This window comes from Rhizobium sp. BG4 (assembly GCF_016864575.1).
Taxonomy (GTDB): Bacteria; Pseudomonadota; Alphaproteobacteria; order Rhizobiales; family Rhizobiaceae; genus Rhizobium.
This window is the reverse complement of record NZ_CP044125.1, coordinates 1,431,146-1,448,589: the sequence shown is the minus strand read 5'-3', so window position 1 is coordinate 1,448,589 and position 17,444 is coordinate 1,431,146. Positions and strand designations below refer to the sequence as shown.

Annotated in this window: 13 protein-coding genes and 2 pseudogenes; 2 read left to right on the top strand and 13 right to left on the bottom strand. The window is 62.2% G+C overall.

The window, feature by feature from the left end:
• Positions 1-29: 29 nt before the first annotated feature.
• The 9 genes and pseudogenes from F2982_RS07555 to F2982_RS07515 all read right to left on the bottom strand — a co-directional run bounded on the left by F2982_RS07555 (position 30) and on the right by F2982_RS07515 (position 6,440).
• Positions 30-827: a lysophospholipid acyltransferase family protein gene (locus F2982_RS07555; protein ID WP_203430026.1), complete on the bottom strand. Its 798-nt coding sequence runs from the start codon at positions 825-827 to the stop codon at positions 30-32.
• Between the two features lie 27 nt (positions 828-854).
• On the bottom strand, positions 855-1,283 hold the full coding sequence (locus F2982_RS07550; RefSeq protein WP_112713735.1) for a Fur family transcriptional regulator: 429 nt from the start codon (positions 1,281-1,283) through the stop codon (positions 855-857).
• Between the two features lie 38 nt (positions 1,284-1,321).
• Complete coding sequence (locus tag F2982_RS07545) at positions 1,322-1,822, bottom strand: N-acetyltransferase (RefSeq protein ID WP_246777525.1); 501 nt, start codon at positions 1,820-1,822, stop codon at positions 1,322-1,324.
• Positions 1,819-2,478 carry a tRNA (adenosine(37)-N6)-threonylcarbamoyltransferase complex dimerization subunit type 1 TsaB gene (gene tsaB / locus F2982_RS07540; protein ID WP_112713731.1) on the bottom strand — a complete coding sequence of 220 codons (660 nt, stop codon included), beginning with the start codon at positions 2,476-2,478 and terminating at the stop codon, positions 1,819-1,821. The genes F2982_RS07545 and tsaB overlap by 4 nt, the downstream gene beginning before the upstream one ends.
• 99 nt (positions 2,479-2,577) lie before the next feature.
• Positions 2,578-3,143: pseudogene (locus F2982_RS07535) on the bottom strand (NifU family protein).
• A 113-nt stretch (positions 3,144-3,256) separates the two neighbouring features.
• Positions 3,257-3,748 (bottom strand): universal stress protein, encoded by a 492-nt coding sequence (locus tag F2982_RS07530; RefSeq protein ID WP_112713727.1) that lies wholly within the window; start codon positions 3,746-3,748, stop codon positions 3,257-3,259.
• 60 nt (positions 3,749-3,808) lie between these two features.
• Positions 3,809-4,405 carry a hypothetical protein gene (locus F2982_RS07525; RefSeq protein WP_203429694.1) on the bottom strand — a complete coding sequence of 199 codons (597 nt, stop codon included), beginning with the start codon at positions 4,403-4,405 and terminating at the stop codon, positions 3,809-3,811.
• 477 nt (positions 4,406-4,882) lie between these two features.
• Positions 4,883-5,947 carry a tryptophan--tRNA ligase gene (trpS, locus tag F2982_RS07520; RefSeq protein WP_203429693.1) on the bottom strand — a complete coding sequence of 355 codons (1,065 nt, stop codon included), beginning with the start codon at positions 5,945-5,947 and terminating at the stop codon, positions 4,883-4,885.
• 91 nt (positions 5,948-6,038) lie between these two features.
• Complete coding sequence (locus tag F2982_RS07515; protein ID WP_203429692.1) at positions 6,039-6,440, bottom strand: VOC family protein; 402 nt, start codon at positions 6,438-6,440, stop codon at positions 6,039-6,041.
• A 332-nt stretch (positions 6,441-6,772) separates the two neighbouring features.
• Here F2982_RS07515 and F2982_RS07510 point away from each other — a divergent pair, with 332 nt between their 5' ends.
• Positions 6,773-7,201 (top strand): D-Ala-D-Ala carboxypeptidase family metallohydrolase, encoded by a 429-nt coding sequence (locus F2982_RS07510; protein WP_203429691.1) that lies wholly within the window; start codon positions 6,773-6,775, stop codon positions 7,199-7,201.
• Between the two features lie 3 nt (positions 7,202-7,204).
• On the opposite strand, the gene murJ is transcribed toward F2982_RS07510, so the two are convergent.
• The 4 genes from murJ to mutS all read right to left on the bottom strand — a co-directional run bounded on the left by murJ (position 7,205) and on the right by mutS (position 14,813).
• Entirely contained in the window at positions 7,205-8,785 is a 1,581-nt protein-coding gene (gene murJ, locus F2982_RS07505) for a murein biosynthesis integral membrane protein MurJ (protein WP_112713717.1), read from the bottom strand.
• On the bottom strand, positions 8,782-11,676 hold the full coding sequence (locus F2982_RS07500) for a [protein-PII] uridylyltransferase (protein ID WP_203429690.1): 2,895 nt from the start codon (positions 11,674-11,676) through the stop codon (positions 8,782-8,784). The genes murJ and F2982_RS07500 overlap by 4 nt, the downstream gene beginning before the upstream one ends.
• 127 nt (positions 11,677-11,803) lie before the next feature.
• The gene (locus tag F2982_RS07495; RefSeq protein ID WP_112713713.1) at positions 11,804-12,076 is read right to left on the bottom strand and encodes a hypothetical protein; all 273 of its coding nucleotides are present in this window, start codon (positions 12,074-12,076) and stop codon (positions 11,804-11,806) included.
• A 10-nt stretch (positions 12,077-12,086) separates the two neighbouring features.
• Complete coding sequence (mutS, locus tag F2982_RS07490) at positions 12,087-14,813, bottom strand: DNA mismatch repair protein MutS (RefSeq protein WP_203429689.1); 2,727 nt, start codon at positions 14,811-14,813, stop codon at positions 12,087-12,089.
• A 293-nt stretch (positions 14,814-15,106) separates the two neighbouring features.
• On the opposite strand from mutS, the pseudogene F2982_RS07485 reads away from it, so the two are divergent.
• A pseudogene (locus tag F2982_RS07485) lies at positions 15,107-17,391 on the top strand (NADP-dependent malic enzyme).
• Positions 17,392-17,444: the final 53 nt, after the last annotated feature.

The window sequence follows — 17,444 nt, the reverse complement described above, 5'->3', positions numbered from 1 at the left end:
TTTGCCCGCTAGAAAATCGAAATCTTGTCTCAGGCGATGTCGCGGCCGCGCAGGCTGCTGTTCAGCATCGCGCGGATGCGCTGCGCGATCGTCGCGCTGACATCCTTGCGCTTCGAATCCGCACGGTAATCGACCGGCTCGCCGAAGCTCACTTCGGCATCGAGCGCCCCCATTCTGAGAACATCGAGGAGATGCGGCATCAGTTCGACATCACCCGGCCAGCCCGCCAGCGGGCGGTGATAGCGCCCCATCGCGATACCGTGCACGCCGGTATAGGCGATCGCTACAGGCTGGACGAAAACCGAACCATTCGGCGAATGCGGCACGGCCATCGCGGCGGCGCCGAAGAGAGAGGACTTCACCTCGAGCAGGCGGTTGCCGTCGGAGGTCGTGCCTTCAGGGAAGAGCACGATGATCTCGCCATCGGCCATGCGCCCGGCGATCTCATTCGCCTGGTTGCCGGTGTTGCGCTTTTCCTCGCGGACGATGAAGACGCTCTTCTGCAGCTTGGCGAGATGGCCGAATACCGGCCAGCCGCTGACCTCGATTTTGGCGATGAAGGCGACGTCGGCCACCGACGACATCACCATGATGTCCATCCAGGAGGCGTGGTTGACGCAGAGCATCAGCGGACGGCGGGTTTCAAGGTTACCCTTGACCCTGACCCGGATCCCGAGAGCGTGGCAGGCGAATTTGTGCCAGATGCGCGGCAGGGTGCGGCGGAGCTTCCAGTCGAATTTGAGCGCGAGCAGCTGGAAAGGCATCAGCAGGATGCTCGCCAGCGCAATGACGACGGCGGCATAGATCATACGCACCCACACCATCAGCGGAGGCCTTCTGCTGTGGTCATCGGATCAGCGTTCGTCTTTCTTCAGCGGGATGCCATAGAGCTCCAGCCGGTGATCGACTAGTTTGAAGCCATGCTCGCGGGCGATCCGTTCCTGCAGCGCCTCGATCTCCGGTGAGCGGAACTCGATGACGACGCCGTTCTTCAGGTCGATCAGGTGATCGTGATGCTCTTCCGGCACCGTCTCATAGCGCGAGCGGCCGTCGCGGAAGTCGTGACGCGCAATGATGCCGGCATCCTCGAACAGCTTGACGGTGCGGTAGACCGTCGAGATCGAGATCTTGGCATCGACTTTCACGGAGCGGCGGTAGAGCTCTTCGACGTCGGGATGATCCGCAGATTCTTCGAGAATGCGGGCAATGACGCGGCGCTGCTCGGTCATCCGCATGCCGCGTTCGGCGCATAGCTCCTCAAGGGTCTTGGCTACGTCGGTCATTGGCGGCCTTCACAACAGATTCCAGTTCCGCAAGGGAACTAGCGAAGAACGCGCTTCATGACAAGCGCCGTGGAAACAGCACCCTTGTCGTCCTTGTAATAGCCGCGGCGCTCGCCGACCTTCTCGAAGCCGAGCTTGCGGTAGAGACCGAGCGCCGGTGCGTTGCCCGCATCGACTTCGAGGAACAGGCTTTCGCCGCCGCGCGCATGGGCTTCTCGCATCGCAGCCTGCATCAGCCGCCAGCCGAGACCGGAGCGCGCGGCCTTGGCCTGCACGGCGACCGTCAGGATTTCGGCCTCTCCGGCAACCTGGCGGGCGAGCACGAAACCGGGCAGTGGCTTCTTGAGGAAGGCATTGGTCTGGCGCGCCACAAAGCCGAAGACGTTGTCCTGGCTGAGCAGGCTGTGAAATTCGCCATCGCCCCAAGGGCGGGCAAAGCGTTCGCCATGCAGCACGGCAACGGCGTGGCAGTCGTCGCCGTCCATGGGGACAATCTCGAATTCCGGCTTAAGCGTCAGATAGGCTTCCAGCATTGTCATACTCGCGCAATCGCAAACCCCGCCTGTGGCTTGGCGTCAGGTCCACGCAGATAAAGGGGCTTCGGCTTTCCGGAAGAAGGGTCGGCGGCAGCGCCGAGGCGCGCCACGAACGAGATGGGGAAGGAATTGGCGTAGTCGCCAGTCAGTTCGGGGCGCAGCAATGGTGCTGCGGAACCGGTGATCTCGCCATCGAAGGTCGAGGCGAAGGCTTGCGCTTCCTCGATGGTGACGGCGCGGGGATCGTCGAGAGGTTCGCCCTCGGCCGAAAAGCTCTGCAGATAGATTTCACCGCGCTTGGCATCCATCGCTGCGAGTACGGCGCGACCGGGCGTTTTCACGCGCTGGGCTGCGGCCATGGTTTCGAGCGTGGTGATGCCAACGGTCGGGATATTCAGGGCGAGGGCAAAGCCGCGCGCTGCGGCAACACCGACACGGATACCGGTAAACGAGCCTGGGCCGATCGTGACGGCAATGCGTTCGACCATCGCGAGCTTCTTTCCCGCCTGCGCCAGCACGCGGTCGACGATGCCCATCAGATGTTCTGCATGCCCCTTTCCAATCATGTCCGATGCCTCCCCCAGCATCGTATCACTACCGCTGTCATAAACAGCGGCAGCGCAATCCACACCTGCCGTGTCGAGCGCCAGAACAATCATGCCATCAATTTCCGAATAAATTCTTCCGCGCGCAGAATAAATTCATCCGGCCGTGCTGCAATAGCCCGGCCGGGTGAATTCATGCGCAAATACTGTTGTTTAGGCCGCGACCACTTCCTGCACTTCGGGAACGAAGTGGCGAAGCAGGTTCTGAACGCCATGCTTCAGCGTCGCGGTGGAGGAAGGGCAACCCGAGCAGGAGCCCTTCATGTTGAGATAGACCTTGCCGTCCTTGAAGCCGCGGAAGGTGATGTCGCCGCCATCCTGTGCAACGGCCGGACGCACGCGGGTATCGAGCAGTTCCTTGATCGTCAGGACGATCGACTCGTCGCCGGCATCGAAGAACTCGTCGCCGGCATCGACATCTTCGGAGAGAACGGAGGCGTCGCCCATGACCGGCTTGCCGGACATGAAATGTTCCATGATCGAGCCGAGGATCGCCGGCTTCAGGTGCTGCCACTCGGCATTGTCCTTGGAGACGGAGATGAAATCATAGCCGAAATAGACGCCGGTTACGCCCGGGATTTCGAAGAGGCGCGCGGCGAGCGGCGAAGCCTGGGCTTCTTCCGCGCTGCGGAATTCGGCCGTGCCGTTCTCCATCACCACCTTGCCGGCAGAAACTTCTGCGTGGCGGGGTTCGGGGTGGCTTCGGTCTGAATGAACATTTCGCTCTCCATGCGGGCCAAGCCGTCGCTCGGTGCCGTCTTTAGAATTCTTCAAAAGAAAATAGGCCGTTTGGACGCGCCATTCAAGAGATAATGACTCCAGAATTGCTGGTTTAGGCCAGCGCGTCCAACTCTTCATTGGTCAATGTATCGGGCAGCACCGTTACCGGGATCGGAAAGGCCGCGCCCTTGCCGGCGACGGAGGATACGAGCGGTCCCGGTCCCTCTTTCGCGGAGCTTGCCGCAAGCACCAGGATCGCGATGTCCCGGTCTTCCTCGATCACCATGTTGATCTGCTCGGCAGCGCTGCCTTCGCGAATGACGATTTCCGGTTCGATACCGATCGTCTCGCGCACGACCTGCGCCGATTTGGCGACCACGGCTTCCGCCTCTTCGCGCGCCTCGGCACGCATGATCTCCTCGACCCCCAGCCACTGCTGGAAATCGCCTTCCGGGATCACATAGACGAGAACGAGACCGCCATTCGAGTTCTTGGCGCGCCGGCCGGCATAGTGGACGGCACGCTGGCATTCGGGTGTACCGTCAATGACCGCCATGAATTTGCGGCGATGACCTTCGAGACGTGAGAGTCGCTTTGATACCATGGCGCGGACTCTGACACCCTAACCCGAAAATTTGCAAGCCCCGGCCTGTGAACTCAATGTTCAGGGTCCTGTGACATTGGGCAGCCAGTTCGGCGGATCGTCGGCGTGGAGCGCGAGCACCGATCGCGAGGTGATCGCGAGCCGCGCCTGCTTCCAGGCCTCGATGCGAACAGGATGGTTGCTGGCGAGCGCCTCGTTCTTTTCATGGAAAAGCTTGGAAAGCACTGGTCCCAGCCGATAGCCGAACTTGCGGTCGAAATCCTCAGGCTGAGGTTTGAACGTCGCGACTTTCAGTCCCTCGGCGCTCGCGGTCTGCACATAGAGACCGAGCAGGCGCTCGATCACGAACGGCCGCATTCCGGCGCCTCTGTCACGGGCATAGTTGGCGACGCCGCGATAGGCGAGGCCTGCCGGACGGCCCATGCCTGCTTCCTGGTCAAGGCCGTAGAGAACGGCTTCGCAATACGAGAAGTAACCACGCCAGAAGCGCTCGTTGCCGCAGACGTAGTTGCACAGAAAGAACGTATCCTGCCCCTGAGGCTGAACGACAGGGTAGCCTTTGTTGCCGAGATATTCGCAGATCCTGTCCAGGCCGGTATGGCCAGTCGCTATGCCTTGCTCCCATACATTGATGTAGATCGCGGCATTCGCCAGCATGGGATTGTAGATATAGCAGTCGAACCCGGCGTCTTTGGCCTTCGCTGCTTCCGATGCGAAATGCGAAAATGACGTCGCAGCCTTAAGTTCGAATTTGCTTGAGACCAGACCCAGAACGCCTCCCGATCAAGACCGATAGCCTTGTGGTGGTCGTAGAGGGTGCGGAAAAGCTCGTACTCGCGGGTATTGGCATCCGTATTGAACGAGATATCGAAGGCGATCGCGTCAGGATGGAGAGACGCCCGCTGGTCGCTGTTGAGGTAGGGCTGGTAGACCAGGCATCCGCTCTGCGACGCCTTTGCGGCAACCGTCGCGGCATCGGGCAGATACGTAGCGGCCTGCATAGCGGCAAACGGGGTCATCGATATTCCCTATGGCATGTGATTGCTGGACTGCGGCTGCGGCACCGCAGCGGCCTGTCTCATACCATATGAGGGAGAGCTTGAGCCGGGCTTGCAAAGCCCGGCTCGCTATCTGCTAGTAGAGGAAGCCGATGATGTCGCGGACGTCCTTCATCGTTGCCTCGGCGCGGGCGCGGGCGCGTTCGCCGCCATTGCGCAGGATCGCGTCGATATGGCTCGTATCGTCCATCAGGCGGCGCATTTCGGCCGTGATCGGCGAAAGCACCTGAACCGAGAGATCGATCAGCGCCGGCTTGAAGACGGAGAACTGCTGGCCGCCGAATTCGGCAAGAACCTGCGCCTTCGTCTTGTCGGCAAGTGCCGCATAGATGCCGACGAGATTGTCGGCTTCAGGGCGGCCCTTCAGGCCTTCGAGTTCGCTCGGCAAACCATCCGGATCGGTCTTGGCCTTGCGGATCTTCTTCAAGATCGCGTCCTCGTCGTCCATCAGGTTGATGCGCGACAGATCCGACGGATCGGACTTCGACATCTTCTTGGTACCGTCGCGCAGCGACATGACGCGCGGCGCGGGGCCATCGATCAGCGGCTCGACCATCGGGAAATAGGCGTGCACGGGCTCGTCGCCGACGGTGATGTCGGTGCCGTGACCGGCGCGCCGGATATGATCCTGGTAGTCGAGGTTGAACTTCATGGCGATGTCGCGCGCCAGCTCAAGATGCTGCTTCTGGTCGTCGCCGACGGGAACATGCGTGCCGCGATAGACGAGAATGTCGGCAGCCATCAGGCTCGGATAAGCGAGAAGACCGAGCGAGGCATTCTCGCGGTCCTTGCCGGCCTTGTCCTTGAACTGCGTCATGCGGTTCATCCAGCCGATGCGGGCGACGCAATTGAAGATCCAGGCGAGCTCGGCATGCTGCGGCACGGCGGACTGGTTGAAAACGATGTGCTTCTCGGGGTCGATGCCGGATGCGATGAACGCGGCGGCGATCGAGCGGATCTGGCCGCGAAGATCTTCATGCACGAGCTGTGCGGTGATCGAGTGCAGATCGACGACGCAATAGATGCAGTCATTGCCGTCCTGCAGCGCCACGAACTTGCGGATCGCGCCGAGGTAATTGCCGAGATGGAGATTGCCGGTCGGCTGAACGCCGGAGAAAACGAGCTTCTTGAATTCGCCCATGATGATGTCCTCGATTAGGCTGGTGGAGGGCCCCAGGGCCAATGGCCCATGTTGCTAACGCGCGCGCTTATGCACGCGCCAAGGGCGGCAATCAAGAGGCAGCGGGTGCGGCGTGTTGGATGAGGTCGAAGGTGTTGCCGTAAGGATCCGAAAACACCGCGACGGTGCCGTAAACCTCGTGCCGCGGCTCCTCCAGAAAGCGGACACCGGCGCTGGTCATTGCCGCGTGGTCGCGCGCGAAATCATCGGTCTTCAGGAAGAAGTCGACGCGTCCGCCGGTCTGGTTGCCGATCGCAGCCTTCTGCCTGTCGTCCGCTGCCTGTGCCAGCAGGAACGCAGCGCCATCACCGTCACGCGGCTTCACCACCACCCATCGCTTGCCATCCGGCATTGCCTCGTCCTGCTGGCAGTCGAAGCCGAGCGCACCGCAATAGAAAGCTTTGGCGCGATCGTAATCATCGACGACAAGCGTGACGAGAAACAGCGATTGCATCGGTCCGGGCTCCTGGTTCGAGGCATTTCAACGGGTTGAAGATCACTCTCTTAAACTTTTTTGAGCCGCCAAACCGCATTTTTCGCGCGTCTTCCGCGATTTCGAACGGGCTATGCACGCCGCCTTCAACGTATTGATTCCGTTTTGGGTGTCGGGAGTATTTTATACTCATAAATAGCTATGTTGAAAACGGTGATATCCTATAAATGAGGGATTTTCACATTTTGAATTAGTAGAAAATTTCACAAAATGGTCACAATTGAAACCAACGTTCCTCCCGCCATCCGGCCGGGCAGCGCCCCTTCAGCCCGGCCCTTTCCGGAGGGACGTCGATGCATACCATTCTATCCCTGGCGCTCGCCGGCCTGTTCGCCGTGTCCTGTTGCCTCAACGCCAATGCCCAGACAGCCAAGAAGCCATCCGTCAGGCTGCTGAAGAACAGCGTCAATTCCGCCTATACGGTGCAGACCGTCAGCGTTCGTGTCGGCTGCTTTCCGCCGCGGCTGAGAGGAATTCTCGCGCATATCGCCGCAAAAACCGGACGCCGGCCGATGGTGACATCGGGCTTCCGGCCGCATTCCGGCCGCTCGCACTCGCAGCACCGGCATTGCAATGCCGCCGATATCCGAGTGCCCGGCGTCTCCGAGCGCGTGGTCATTGCCGCCGCTCAGAGCGCACCGGGTATTGGCGGCATCGGCCGCTATTGCAACGGCATCGTTCACGTCGATACCGGGCCGAAGCGGCGCTGGACCTATTGTTGAGCCTCAGCCTTCGGTCGAGGGTGCGGGCTTGCGGTTGAGGTTGCGGCGGATCATGCCGAGATCGGCGCCGCCGATTAGGAATGCTGTCGCGAAATAGACGATCATGGAAATGCCGATCAGCAGGCCGAGTGTGCCGACCTTGGTCGTCAGATGCGCGTCCGATGCGAGCGACGGCGCCCAGCGATGCTGCAGATAGATGATGACGGCACCCATGACGGCGGCCGAGACGACGAGCAGAGCGGCCCGCCGCGCCAGCGCCCATTCCCAGGCCAGATGCCCGCGGCGCAGCAGCGTCACGAAGAGCAGGACCGTGCTGATCCACCCTGCGGTCGCCTCGGCGACCGCGATGCCGGGGGCGCCGAGATAGGGAAACAGCGTCAGCGCGGTCGCGCAGTTGACGCCGACCGCGATCGCCGAGAAGCGCATCGGCGTCTTGGTGTCCTCGCGGGCGTAGAAGCCGGGTTGCAGCGCCTTGATCAGCACGAAGGCCGGAAGCCCGATGCCGTAGATCGCCAGGATGGAGCCGACGATCAGGGTGTTCTCCTGATGGAAGGCGCCACGCTCGTAGAGCACGCGGATGATCTCGTCCGAGAGGATCCAGAGCGCGAAGGCAGCCGGGATCGTCAGGAACAGCACGAATTCGATCGACCGGTTCTGCAGGTTGCCCGCCTCGCGCAGATTGCCGCCCTTCAGCGCACGCGCCAGTTCCGGCAGCAGCACCACGCCAACCGCGACGCCGACGACGCCGAGAGGAAGCTGGTAGATGCGGTCGGCATACTGAAGCGCCGCGATTGCGCCTTCGCGAGACGAGGCGATCGCCTGGCCGATCATCTGGTTGATCTGTGTGATGCCGCCGGTGACGGCTGCGGGCACCGCGAGGATCAGCAGCCGCTTGACGTTGGGCGTCATGCGCGGGCGGCGAAGGCCGATGCTCATGCCGGCATGGATGACGCCGAGATAGACGACAGCGAGCTGCAGGATACCTGCGGCCAACACGCCCCAGGAGAGATACCAGGCCGTCTGCAGCGGCTCCGAGCCGGTGTAGAGCGCATAGAACAGCGCACCGATCATCACGACGTTCAGGAAGACGGGCGCGACCGCGGCGGCAAAGAAGTGATGCAGCGAGTTCAGCATCCCGCTCATCATCGCCGTCAGCGACATGCACATGAGATAGGGGAACATCACGGCCGCCATGCGCACCGTGATCGAGAACTTGTCCGGATCGTCGGTAAAGCCCGGCGCGATGATGAAGCGCACCAGAAGCGGCATACAGAGCTCCATCACGATGGTGATGAGCAGCAGTACCGAGAAGAGCACGCCGAAGACTTCTTCGGAGAAGCGCTTGGCGCCGTCGGTGCCGTTCGCCTCGATCTCCTTGGCAAACAGCGGCACGAAGGCGGCGTTGAACGCGCCCTCGGCAAACAGGCGCCGGAAGAGGTTCGGAAAGCGGAAGGCGGCGTAGAACACGTCGGCCATCGGGCCGGTGCCGAGGGCTGCGGCCATCAGCGTTTCACGGGCAAAACCGAAGATGCGGCTGCCGAGCGTGGCGCCGCCGACGGTGGCAAATTTCTTGACGAGGCTCATGCGGGGGAACCGGCTTTCTTGTCGCTCGGCTGCGAAGACCGTGCCGTGGCAGCGGGCGCGATGATGCCGGATGGCATGCGTTCGCGCAGCTCATCCTCTTCACCGGCCATGACGGCCTTCAGCCGGGCGGTGATGTTGGAGCGCTTGCTGTCGCTGGTGATCTTCTGGCCGACGAGGTCGGTGACGTAGAAGGTGTCGATCACCTTCTCGCCGAAGGTGGTGATGCGGGCGGATTGAATGTCGAGCGAGAGATCGGAAAGCACCGCGGTGATTTCCGACAGGAGACCGGCGCGATCGAGGCACTCGACCTCGATGACGGTGAACTTGTTCGACAGGTTGTTGGTGATGTTGACCGACGGCGGGATGACGAAGGCCTTGCTCTTCTTGCGGTTCTTCGTCCGCGTGGCGATGACTTCGGGCAGCCGCTTGCGGCCGGAAAGCACGTCCTCGATCATGCGGCCGATGGTTGCGGCACGGCGAAGCTCGTCCTCGTCATTGGGAAATTCGCGGCTGACATGGATCGTGTCCAGCGCGCGTCCGTCCGAGGTCGTGAAGATCTGCGCATCGACGATGTTGGCACCCGCTGCCGCGCAGGCACCGGCGATGACGGCGAGCAGGCGCGGATGGTCGGGCGAGAGCACGGTGATTTCGGTGATCGCGTGGAAGCTGTCGGTCCGAACGGTCGTCGCCAGCGCCTGGCCCGCTTTGTCGGCCTGGCGGATGAAATGCGCATGGCGCACCTGGTCTTCCAGCGGTACTGAGAGCAGGTAGGGCTGGTAGTGCAGCTTCGTATAGGTCTTGCGGTCCTTCTGCGTCCATTCGGAGAGCGCGTTGAACAGCGCCTCGGCGGCAAAGCTGGCGCGCTCCTTGCGCGACACTTCCGAGAAGCCACCGGCCAGCAGAAGCTCGGTTTCATAGTAGAGCGTGCGCAGCAGCTGGCCCTTCCAGCCGTTCCAGACCCCCGGGCCGACGGCACGGATATCGCAGATCGTCAGGATCAGCAGCATCTTCAGCCGGTCGAGCGACTGCACGCGATCGGCAAAGTCGGTGATCGTCTTGCGGTCGGTCAGGTCGCGGGTCTGGGCGACCATCGACATCGTCAGATGTTCCTCGATCAGCCAGACGACCATCTCCGTCTGCTTCTGTGACAGGCCGAAGCGGGCGCAGAGCTTGCGGGCGACGCGGGCACCGGCGATCGAGTGATCTTCCTGGCGGCCCTTGGCAATGTCGTGCAGCAGCACCGCGACATAGAGCGAGTCGCGATCCTCGATATGCGGCATCAACTTGTTGGAGAGCGGATGCAGCTCTTCCGCCTTGCCCTTGTCGATCTCCGAGAGCACGTCGACGCTGCGGATCAGATGCTCGTCCACCGTATAGTGGTGGTACATGTTGAACTGCATCATCGCGACGATCTTGCCGAATTCGGGAATGAAGCGTCCGAGCACGCCCGCCTCGTTCATCCGCCGCAGGATCAGGGCGGGGTCGCGATGCGAAGTGAGGATCGACAGGAAGAGGCGGTTGGCTTCCTCGTTGTCGCGCAAGTCATTGTCGATCAGCCCGAGCGAGCGGCTGACGCGCTTCAAGGCATCGGGGTGGAACTCAAGCCCGTTCAGATCGGCGACATGAAAGAGCCGGATGATGGCAACCGGATCGCGCTTGAAGACATCGGGGTCGGCAAGCGTGATGCGGCCGCGATCCTCCACGAACTCGACGCTGCCGGCGATCTTGCGGGTGCGGTGGGTAAAGCGGCTGAGCACGCCTGTCAGGCCGGGGATCGACTTCGCCTGCTGGTCTTCAAGCGCCGCGCAGAGAATGCGCGTCAGGTCGCCGACGTCCTTTGCAACGAGGAAGTAGTGCTTCATGAAACGCTCGACGGCCGATAGGCCGGGGCGGGCGTGGTAGCCGAGCGCCTCAGCGATCTCGCGCTGGATGTCGAAGGAAAGCCGCTCTTCTGCCTTGTTGGTCAGGAAGTGCATGTGGCAACGCACCGCCCAGAGGAAGTCCTCGGCGCGCATCAAGAGCCGGTATTCCTGCTTAGAAAGAACCCCGAGCTTGATCAGCTCGGCAGGATCGCGGACGTGATAATAATATTTCGAGATCCAGAAGAGCGTGTGCAAGTCGCGCAGGCCGCCTTTGCCTTCCTTGACGTTCGGCTCGACCAGATAGCGCGTGTCGCCCGCCTTGCGGTGGCGCTCGTCGCGTTCGGCAAGCTTGGCGGCGATGAATTCCGGGCCGGTGCCAGTGACGATTTCCTTGTCAAAGCGGGCTTCGAGATCGGTTTCCAATGACTGCAAGCCGCAGATATAGCGCATCTCGAGGATCGCCGTGCGGATCGTCATGTCCGACTTCGAAAGCGCGATGCATTCCTCGACGGTGCGCGTCGCATGGCCGACCTTGAAGCCCATGTCCCACAGGATGTAGAGCATGAACTCGACGGCCTTGTGCGTCTCTTCACCGGGCTTCGGCAGGAAGAGGAACAGCAGGTCGATATCCGAACCCGGCGCTAGCGTGTCGCGCCCGTAGCCGCCGACGGCTGTGACCGAGAACTTGTCCTTCTGCTTCGGGAAAATATGCGTGACGGTGAAATGATAGAGGACCGTGATGATCTGGTCCTGAAGCCAGGAGATACGGTAGGCGCAATGCAGGCCGCCGCCATCTTCCGAGAGCAGCTCGCGGGCCTTCTGGCGGCCTTCGTTGCTGGCCTTTTTCAGGAGTGCAAGCAGATCCGAGCGCAGAAGGTCCGGGCGGTTCTTGTTGGCTTCGGCCACGGCATCGCACTGGCTCTGCAGATAGGCCGTATCGAGGATGCCGGAAAAGTCGATGTCTTGCTTCGCCATGCTGTGTTCGCGCGGCGCGGCTTGCTCGGTCTGCGCCTCTCGTTTCGTCTGCATGCGATATAGCCTCTCTACCCGGCTGATGACACCGGCTTCATACCTCAAGAACCTTTAATTTTGGCGAAAAGGTGTTGCGAGCCGCCGGGGCGGGGCGCTTTGCCGCAAGTTGGCAGATTGCCGGCGGTCAGACCGTCTGGGCCTGAACCGAGTAGAGCACCTGGCGGGCTTCCTGAGTAATCGCCTCCAGCGTCGGCCGGTCGCATTCGCGGTAACCCGCCTTGGCGATCATCGAGGCGAGCTCGCAGATCAGCGTGCAGCAGCGGGTAACCTCAAGCAGGCCGTAGGGCGATTTCCAGCCGCGGGGATTGCCGTGCTCGTCGGCGCGGCGAAGCGCTTCGAGGATCGTGAACATATCGGAGAGCCGCTGTGTCTCACGAACGAGGCTGCGCATGAACATCGGACGGCTCCTACTTCACTTGTTTCTTCAATGCGTAAAGCGCATCCAGCGCCTCACGCGGCGTCATGTCGTCGAGGCTCATGCCCTTCAGCGTTTCCTCGACCTTGGACGGACCGCGATTTGTATCCTCGCGGCGCACCGCCACCTGGAAGAGCGGCAGGTCGTCGATCAGCTGGCTCGCCGGGTTCTTTCTGTCGGCATCTTCAAGCCGCGTCAACACATCGCGTGCACGGGCAACGACGGAAGCCGGCAGACCGGCCAGCCGGGCAACTTGAATACCATAGGAGCGATCGGCAGCGCCCGGGCCGACTTCATGCAGGAAAATGACGTCGCCGTCCCATTCCTTCACACGCATCGTCGCGTTCGATAGCCGGGCAAGCTTTTCCGAAAGCACGGTCAATTCGTGAAAGTGCGTCGCAAAAAGCCCGCGGCAGCGGTTCGCTTCATGCAGATGCTCGACGGCGGCCCAGGCGATCGAGAGGCCATCGAAAGTCGCAGTGCCGCGGCCGATTTCGTCGAGGATGACGAGCGAGCGGTCGGTCGCCTGATTGAGGATCGCCGCGGTCTCGACCATCTCGACCATGAAGGTCGAACGGCCGCGCGCCAGATCGTCCGATGCGCCGACGCGGGAGAAGAGACGGTCGACGATGCCGATATGCGCCGACGTCGCCGGAACGAAGCAGCCCATCTGCGCTAGGATCGCGATCAGCGCGTTCTGCCGCAGGAAGGTCGATTTACCGCCCATGTTCGGGCCGGTCAGCAGCCAGATCGCGCCGTCCTTGCCGTCGGCGACCGGCGACAGGTCGCAATTATTGGCAACGAAGGGGCCGGAGGACTGGCGGCGCAGCGCCTGCTCGACGACAGGGTGACGCCCACCCTCGATCGCAAACATCTTCGAGCCGTCGACGAGCGGGCGGCAATAAGCCTGCTCTTCCGCCAGAAGCGCCAGTGCTGCGGCAACGTCGATCACGGCAAGTGCCCGGGCGCCGGCCTTGATCGCCTCGGCTTCGGCAACGACAGCAGCCGTCATCCGGTCGAAGGCGGCAAGCTCGATCTGCAGCGCCCGGTCGGCGGCATTGGCAATGCGGCTTTCGAGATCGGCAAGCTCGGTCGTCGTGAAGCGCATGGCGTTGGCCATCGTCTGGCGATGGATGAAGCGTGCCTTGGCTTCCGCGGTGTCGGTCATCGGACCGGCATTGCCGGCGGTGACCTCGATGAAATAGCCGAGAACGTTGTTATGCTTGATCTTCAGCGACTTGATGCCGGTTTCGTCGGCATATTGCAGCTGCAGGCCGGCAATCACCCGGCGCGACTGATCGCGCAGCGCCCGGACCTCGTCCAGTTCGGGATTGGCGCCGTCGCGTAGAAACCCGCCGTCGCGCTTCAGCAGCGGTAGCTCGTCGGCCAGCGTTTCGCCAAGCATGCGCTCCAGCGTGGGCGGGAGCGCTTGAAGCTCGGCTGCTGCAGCATCCAGCTCCCCCGGCAGCAGGGCATCCGAAAGCCGGCGCGCTAGCTCGGCCGCAGCGCCAAGGCCCTGGCGGATCGCCCAGAGATCGCGCGGTCCGCCACGATCGAGCGCCAGCCGCGAAAGGGCGCGCGGCATATCGGGCACATGCTTCAGGGCATCCCGCAGGTCGCCACAGAGCGACGGCTCCTCGATCAGGAAACCGATGGAATCGAGACGTTCGTTGATCCTCGCCGGATCTGTCAGCGGCGACATCAGCCGCTCGGCAAGTAGACGGGCGCCGCCACCGGTGATGGTACGGTCAATCGCCTTCAGCAGCGCGCCGTTCCGGTCGCCTGACAGCGTCTTTGCCAGTTCGAGATTGGCGCGTGTCGCCGGATCGATAAACAGTGTCGAGGCACCGCTTTCCCGCTCTGGCTTTCCAAGCGGCGGGCGCTCGGCGATCTGGGTCTTCTCGACATAGGCGATCGCCGCTGCCGCTGCGGCGAGTTCGGCACGAGAAAATGTCCCGAAGCCATCGAGCGTCGAGACGCCGAAATAGCGCGTGATCCGGCCTTCGGCGGTGGCGCTGTCGAACAGGACGCCCGGTTGCGGCACGGCCACCCGGCCCAGCACGTCGAAGACGGGCTTCAGTTCCGGATCGTAGAACATCGTATCGGGAACGATCAGCTCCCGGGGCTCGATGCGCAGGATATCGGCCAGCAGGCGTGAACTCTCAGTCTCGGCAACACGGAAAACACCGGTCGAAATGTCGATCCAGGCAAGCGCCATCAGCGGTTCGGAGGCGCCGCGGATACGGGTGAGCGCCATCAGGTAGTTGGATTCGGACGGCGAAAGCAGCTTTTCTTCGGTGATCGTGCCGGGCGTGACGAGACGGATGACGTCACGCTTGACGACCGACTTCGAGCCGCGCTTCTTCGCTTCCGCCGGGTCTTCCACCTGCTCGCAGACAGCGACGCGGAAACCGAGACCGATCAGCCGCTGCAGATAGTCGTCGGCCGCATGAACCGGCACACCGCACATCGGGATATCCTGGCCCATGTGCTGGCCGCGCTTCGTCAACGTGATGCCGAGCGCGCGCGACGCATCGAGCGCGTCCTCGAAGAACAGCTCGTAGAAATCGCCCATGCGATAGAAGAGCAGCGAATCCGGATTGTTCGCCTTGATCTCGATGAACTGCTCCATCATCGGCGTCGCCGAAGCGCGGCTTTCCTCCGTTGCGAGTTCGGCAGCCGAAAAGGCTTCGTGTCGAGGATCCATTCTGTCGTTCACGTCGGTAGGCTTTTCCCTAAAAAATCAGGTGCCACCCTATCGAAGCGCGGCTATAGAAGACAACAGCTATCGGGAAATGGGAGCCGTTAGCCCACAGGAGGATTGAGGGAGGTATTCGCTGAACCGCGCGGTCAGGAAGCCCTTGAGGGGCGCCTGCCAGTTCCAACGGATATTTTAATCGATTGTAGCCGTACGGCTTTTTCGCAAGGCGTCGTGTCAGCCCCTATAGCCCTGTCTATAGATTGGGGAAACGGCGCAATCGAAGACCGATTGCCAGGAGATTTGGAGGAGATATGCCCGACATGAACAGCAAGCAGCGCCCCGCCAACGGCATCACCGACAAGGAAGCACTCGACTTCCACTCAATGGGGCGGCCGGGCAAGCTCGAGGTCAACCCGACCAAGCCGATGGCGACGCAGCGCGATCTCTCGCTTGCCTATTCGCCGGGCGTCGCCGTTCCCGTCAAGGCCATCGCCGCCGATCCCGCCACCGCCTATGATTATACCTCGCGCGGCAACATGGTGGCCGTCATCTCCAACGGCACGGCCATTCTCGGCCTCGGCAATCTCGGTGCCTTGGCGTCGAAGCCGGTCATGGAAGGCAAGTCCGTTCTCTTCAAGCGTTTCGCCGATGTCGATTCCATCGACCTGGAAGTCGATACGGAAAATGTCGACGAGTTCATCAATTGCGTCCGCTTCCTCGCCCCTCCTTCGGTGGCATCAATCTCGAAGATATCAAGGCGCCCGACTGTTTCATCATCGAGCAGCGCCTGCGCGAGCTCATGGATATCCCTGTCTTCCACGACGACCAGCACGGCACGGCAATCATCGCCGCCGCCGGCCTGATCAATGCGCTGGAGCTGACGGGCCGCGACTTGAAGACGACCAAGCTCGTCTGCAACGGCGCAGGTGCGGCGGCGATCGCCTGCGTTGAGCTCATCAAGGCCATGGGTTTCGCGCCCGAGAATATTGTTCTCTGCGACACCAAGGGCGTCATCTACCAGGGCCGCACCGAGGGCATGAACCAGTGGAAGTCGGCGCATGCGGTGAAGACCAAGGCACGTACGCTGGAAGAGGCCATGAAGGGTGCGGACGTCGTCTTCGGCCTGTCACAGAAGGGCGCCTTCTCCGAGGACATGATCCGCTCGATGGCCGACCGGCCGATCATCTTCGCGATGGCCAATCCGGACCCGGAAATCACGCCGGAAGAAGTCGCCCGCATCCGCGACGATGCGATCATGGCGACCGGCCGCTCGGACTATCCGAACCAGGTCAACAACGTCCTCGGCTTCCCCTATATCTTCCGCGGCGCGCTCGATGTCCGCGCCACGACCATCAATGACGACATGAAGATCGCTGCCGTCAAGGCGCTCGCGAGCCTCGCCCGCGAAGACGTTCCTGATGATGTCGTTGCCGCCTATCAGGGCAATCGTCCGCGCTTCGGTGCGCAGTACATCATCCCGGTTCCCTTCGATCCGCGTCTGATCTCGGCCATTCCGGCTGCCGTCGCGGAGGCTGCGATCGAGAGCGGCGTTGCCCGCAAGGTCATCACCGATATGGAAGGTTATCGCCGCGAGCTCTCCGCCCGCCGTGATCCGATCGCCTCGACGCTCGCAAGCCTCTACGAGCGCGTGCGCCGCCGCCCGAAGCGCATCGTCTTTGCCGAGGCTGAAGAAGAGCAGGTCATGCGCGCCGCCATGTCCTATGCCAACCAGCAGCTCGGCACCGCGATCCTTCTCGGCCGCGAAGATCTGATCAAGGCAACGGCTGAGCGCGCTGGTATCGATCTCAACCGCCCGGGTCTGGAAATCGTCAACGCCCGCATCTCGACCCGCGTCGAAGCCTATATTGACTATCTCTACGCCCGCCTGCAGCGGAAGGGATACCTTCACCGCGATGCGCAGCGCCTGATCCATAACGACCGCAACCATTTCGCGGCAACCATGGTGGCGCTCGGCGACGCCGACGGCATGGTCACGGGCATCACCCGCAATTACTCGACGGCGCTGGAAGACGTCCGCCGCTGCATCGATGAAAAGCCCGGCCACCGGGTCATCGGCGTATCGCTGGTGCTCGCCCGCGGCCGCACCGTCTTCGTCGCAGATACCGCCGTCCACGACATGCCGACGGCGGAAGAGTTGGCGGATATTGCCGAGGAGGCCGCGGGCCTCGCGCGCCGCATGGGTTACCAGCCCCGCGTCGCGATGCTCGCCTATTCCACCTTCGGCCACCCCTCCGGCGAGCGCTCCGAGCGCGTCCGCGAAGCGGTGAAGATCCTCGACAAGCGCCGTGTCGATTTCGAATACGACGGTGAAATGTCGGCAGATGTGGCGCTGAACCGCAAGGCGATGGAGCAATATCCGTTCTGCCGCCTCTCGGGTCCGGCAAACGTGCTTGTCATGCCCGCCTTCCACTCGGCCTCGATCAGCACCAAGATGCTCCAGGAACTCGGCGGCTCCACCGTCATCGGCCCGATTCTCGTCGGCCTCGACAAGGCCGTCCAGATCACCTCGATGGGCGCCAAGGACAGCGACATCGTCAACATGGCTGCAATCGCGGCTTACGCGGCGGGGTCGTAAAAAGAAAAGGCCCGCCGCGGAGATCGCAGCGGGCCTTCTTTTTCCATCTATCT

Bases quoted from the DNA above. Each gene is read 5' to 3' on its own strand.
- F2982_RS07550 (WP_112713735.1), bottom strand. From the start codon at position 1,283: ATGACCGACGTAGCCAAGACCCTTGAGGAGCTATGCGCCGAACGCGGC.
- F2982_RS07545 (WP_246777525.1), bottom strand. From the start codon at position 1,822: ATGACAATGCTGGAAGCCTATCTGACGCTTAAGCCGGAATTCGAGATT.
- tsaB (WP_112713731.1), bottom strand. From the start codon at position 2,478: ATGATTGTTCTGGCGCTCGACACGGCAGGTGTGGATTGCGCTGCCGCT.
- F2982_RS07530 (WP_112713727.1), bottom strand. From the start codon at position 3,748: ATGGTATCAAAGCGACTCTCACGTCTCGAAGGTCATCGCCGCAAATTC.
- F2982_RS07525 (WP_203429694.1), bottom strand. From the start codon at position 4,405: ATGCTGGCGAATGCCGCGATCTACATCAATGTATGGGAGCAAGGCATA.
- trpS (WP_203429693.1), bottom strand. From the start codon at position 5,947: ATGGGCGAATTCAAGAAGCTCGTTTTCTCCGGCGTTCAGCCGACCGGC.
- F2982_RS07515 (WP_203429692.1), bottom strand. From the start codon at position 6,440: ATGCAATCGCTGTTTCTCGTCACGCTTGTCGTCGATGATTACGATCGC.
- F2982_RS07510 (WP_203429691.1), top strand. From the start codon at position 6,773: ATGCATACCATTCTATCCCTGGCGCTCGCCGGCCTGTTCGCCGTGTCC.
- murJ (WP_112713717.1), bottom strand. From the start codon at position 8,785: ATGAGCCTCGTCAAGAAATTTGCCACCGTCGGCGGCGCCACGCTCGGC.
- F2982_RS07500 (WP_203429690.1), bottom strand. From the start codon at position 11,676: ATGCAGACGAAACGAGAGGCGCAGACCGAGCAAGCCGCGCCGCGCGAA.
- F2982_RS07495 (WP_112713713.1), bottom strand. From the start codon at position 12,076: ATGTTCATGCGCAGCCTCGTTCGTGAGACACAGCGGCTCTCCGATATG.